This is a genomic window from Lacrimispora algidixylanolytica (assembly GCF_003609635.1).
In the GTDB taxonomy this organism is placed as follows: domain Bacteria; phylum Bacillota; class Clostridia; order Lachnospirales; family Lachnospiraceae; genus Lacrimispora; species Lacrimispora algidixylanolytica.
Genome location: NZ_MCIA01000029.1, coordinates 1 through 3,669 on the forward strand (window position 1 = coordinate 1; position 3,669 = coordinate 3,669).

Sequence of the window (3,669 nt, forward strand, 5' to 3'; positions counted from 1 at the left end):
AGATGCCCTGCCTGTACCGGCCGTTTTATATATTCACTTAGATCTATTATTTTACTACGACTCTTACAAATTTCTTCTTTCCACGCTTTACTACGATTCCTTCTCCGGATAACTGCTCCTTTGAGAAAAGAGTCTTCACGTCTGTTACAGTTTCTCCCTCAACGGTTACACCGCCCTGTTCTACGTTGCGTCTTGCTTCAGAACGGCTAGGTGCAAGACCTGATTTCTGAACGATGGTCAAAATATCAGCACTGCCGTTTGTAAAATCAGCCTCTTCCATCTCATACAAAGGCATATCAGCCGCATTGCCACCAGCAAACAGCTCTTTGGCACTCTTTAAAGACTTTTCGGCTTCCTCTTCTCCATGAACCAGCTTTGTCAGTTCATAAGCAAGTATTTCCTTTGCCTGATTTAACTGACTTCCTTCCCAGCTATCCATCTCATTGATCTGTTCAATTGGTAAAAAGGTGAGCATACGAAGACATTTTAACACGTCACCATCGGCTACATTTCTCCAGTACTGGAAGAAGTCAAACGGTGATGTCTTTTCTGGATCAAGCCATACAGCACCTGACTGAGTTTTACCCATTTTTTTGCCTTCGGAATTTAGTAGCAGGGTGATGGTCATGGCATGAGCATCCTTACCTAATTTACGACGAATTAACTCTGTACCACCAAGCATGTTACTCCACTGATCATCACCACCAAACTGCATGTTACAGCCGTAGCGGTTAAATAACTCATAGAAATCATAGCTCTGCATGATCATATAGTTAAACTCCAGGAAGCTGAGTCCTTTTTCCATACGCTGTTTATAGCATTCTGCTGAAAGCATACGGTTAACGGAAAAATGAGGACCTACTTCACGTAACATCTCGATATAGTTAAGCTCTGTCAGCCAGTCCGCGTTGTTCACCATAATGGCTTTTCCTTCTGAGAAATCAATAAAACGGCTCATCTGCTTTTTAAAACAATCGCAATTGTGCTGTATCATTTCTACCGTCATCATCTGGCGCATATCACTTCTTCCAGATGGATCACCAATCATTCCAGTTCCGCCACCAAGTAAGGCGATCGGTTTATTCCCTGCCTCCTGAAGGCGTTTCATCAAGCATAATGCCATGAAGTGTCCTACGTGAAGACTGTCAGCGGTTGGGTCAAAGCCAATATAAAAGATTGCCTTTCCCTGGTTGACCATCTTGCTGATCTCTTCCTCATTCGTCACCTGGGCAATCAATCCCCTGGCTTTGAGTTCCTCGTAAATTGTCATAGCTATTCTCCTTTATAATTTATATAAGAGTCTGGCTTACCAGACTCTGGCGCTGACGAGCTGTCACGTTAGTGACAAACCACATGATGCGCGTCATGTGCATCCCGCCCGGCAGGGCATTTTTATGTAAAAGACTAAACATCTTATTACATAAAAATAAACCCCGCCCTATCAAAAGGGCGAGGTTAAAATCTCGCGTTACCACCTTAAGTTCATAAGCAGCTTACACTGCTTATCTCTTTAAGTACCTGAATCGATACTCTAGCACAATAACGGGTGCGGGAATCCGTCACAGCCTACTAAGCAATCTGCCGTTTGGTGTGAAGCTCAAAGATGTATTCACAACCCGTTTCCCATGCGCCTCTCATCTCCCGGCTACTTTCTGTTTGGTTCATCGTAGTGCTACTTGTTCTTATCAATGCCTTTACTAATATATGAAGTTATTGACTAGTATATGGGCTTTTTATCTGTTTGTCAAGGCCATTTGCCTTCAAACATCCCTTAAGTTCTTTTTATGACGATACATGTCTATATCAGCACTTAATATTGTATTATGTAAATCATCTCCCATACGATATTCCGCCACGCCATAAGAAAAGCAAGGGCGAATGCCCTGAATCTCTTCGCACTGAGACTGAGAGATTTTTAAAATTTTCTTCATTTCATCGGCATTTAATCGATTGCTTAAAAGAACGAATTCATCGCCTCCATACCGGTATAACCACATGTGCTTGCATTTTGTATTCAATATGGAAGAAGCAACGCTGCAAATAGCCGCATCTCCGCTGGAATGTCCGAACTGATCATTGATATTTTTTAAATTGTCCAGATCAATCATTGCAATGGTGCATTCCGATTGCCAGTTGATTTTTTCCAGTTGTTTTTCATATGCAATCCGGTTATAGGTGCCTGTTAGAGGATCGTAAAGAATCTTCTGAGTCGTAAGAAACAAATAGTAAAGAATTACGAAAGCCTCCGCTACGCTCCATACCATAAAATGAACATTAAATACAATCTCCGTCACAATGGCTAGTCCGATCACAAACAAAAAAATCAGCAAAAAACCTGTCTCAGACTTGCGATTCGGTTTCCCCCTTTGTTTGGCGGAACAAAATACAAGGGACAAAAGATAAAAACCAGAAGCCACAAAGGGAATCACAAAAAGTGGACCTCTTGTATATACATTCTCTGCACTTACGTTAAAGATCAAGCCTAGCCAAATGCTTAATAAAGACATGAACGCATTTATAAGCATAGGAACATAAAACCACCGGGAGAAGCGCTTGGAGTCCTCTGTCTCATATAGGAACACAAGAATCATCGGGAGGCAGGGGCTTATGGCGAAATTGATAAAGGAGGTTAAGGTTCTTAGCCTTGAACCTTCCAAAGTAGATATACCGCTGAAACAATAATCAGCCCAAGTATCTACAATCACCAGAAAGATCAAGCCAATTTCCCAAAGGAATAGCCTTTTAATGCGCTTTGAAAAAAGCTTATCTGTAATCACCATTGCCGCAAAAAACACCAGAGCAACAACAGGGGCATAATATGATTGCAGTGCATCCAAAAACATAACATCCTCCCAAACAATAGAATTAATACATATATCCATCGTAGCACTATATCTAGTTTTTTACAATTTAATAATCTTTCATTTATGTGAAAATTTATTTATTTTCTAAATACTTGGCATAAAAAAAGTGGAATTCCCTCGCTCCATCTTGCAGCAAAGGAATTCCACCCTATTTAGTCGTTTAACAGCTAAACAATCTTTAAGGGTTAAGTCTATCCCACATTAAGATTCATCCTTTACAATTAAACTAATTTGAGTACAATGGAGGAAGACTATGATTGAGGAAATTTTAAAGTATAATGATACCTTTGTTAACAGCGGTTTTTACAAACACTTTAATACCAACAAATACCCCAAAAAAAGGTTGGCCTTAATTACATGTATGGATACCAGACTGGTGGAGCTTCTTCCCGCTGCATTGGGAGTTAAAAGTGGTGATGTAAAGCTGATTAAAACAGCCGGAAGCATGATCATAAATCCCTATGACAGCACCATCAGAAGTCTCTTAATCGCTGTACTTGAATATGGCGTGAATGAAGTTATGGTCATCGGCCATACAGACTGTCTGTCTGCTACCATATCCTCTGAAACCATTATTACTCATTTGGTTCAGCGTGGCATTGAACGGGATACGATTCAGAAGCTAAAAGAAGATGGTTTTGACTTAGATTCATGGCTCCAGGGAATGGATAATGTTAAAACTGCAGTAAAACAATCCGTTACTCTGCTTAAAACACATCCACTTATGCCCTCCAATGTAATCATTCGGGGCTTTATTATGGACATATCCTGTGGCAGGTTATCCTCTGTCTCTTAAATACCAAAA

The 3,669-nt window shown here is 40.5% G+C and carries 3 protein-coding genes and 1 other annotated feature; of the genes, 1 reads left to right on the forward strand and 2 read right to left on the reverse strand.

Going from position 1 to position 3,669, the window contains the following annotated elements; genetic code table 11:
* Positions 1 to 46: 46 nt before the first annotated feature.
* A complete protein-coding gene (gene tyrS / locus BET01_RS13965; protein WP_120197425.1) occupies positions 47 to 1,270 on the reverse strand; it encodes a tyrosine--tRNA ligase in 1,224 nt (407 codons plus the stop codon).
* 172 nt (positions 1,271 to 1,442) lie between these two features.
* Positions 1,443 to 1,698: a binding site (T-box leader), on the reverse strand.
* A 62-nt stretch (positions 1,699 to 1,760) separates the two neighbouring features.
* A complete protein-coding gene (locus BET01_RS13970) occupies positions 1,761 to 2,843 on the reverse strand; it encodes a GGDEF domain-containing protein (RefSeq protein ID WP_158585070.1) in 1,083 nt (360 codons plus the stop codon).
* 274 nt (positions 2,844 to 3,117) lie between these two features.
* On the opposite strand from BET01_RS13970, the gene BET01_RS13975 reads away from it, so the two are divergent.
* A complete protein-coding gene (locus BET01_RS13975; RefSeq protein WP_120197427.1) occupies positions 3,118 to 3,660 on the forward strand; it encodes a beta-class carbonic anhydrase in 543 nt (180 codons plus the stop codon).
* The last annotated feature ends 9 nt before the right edge of the window (positions 3,661 to 3,669 follow it).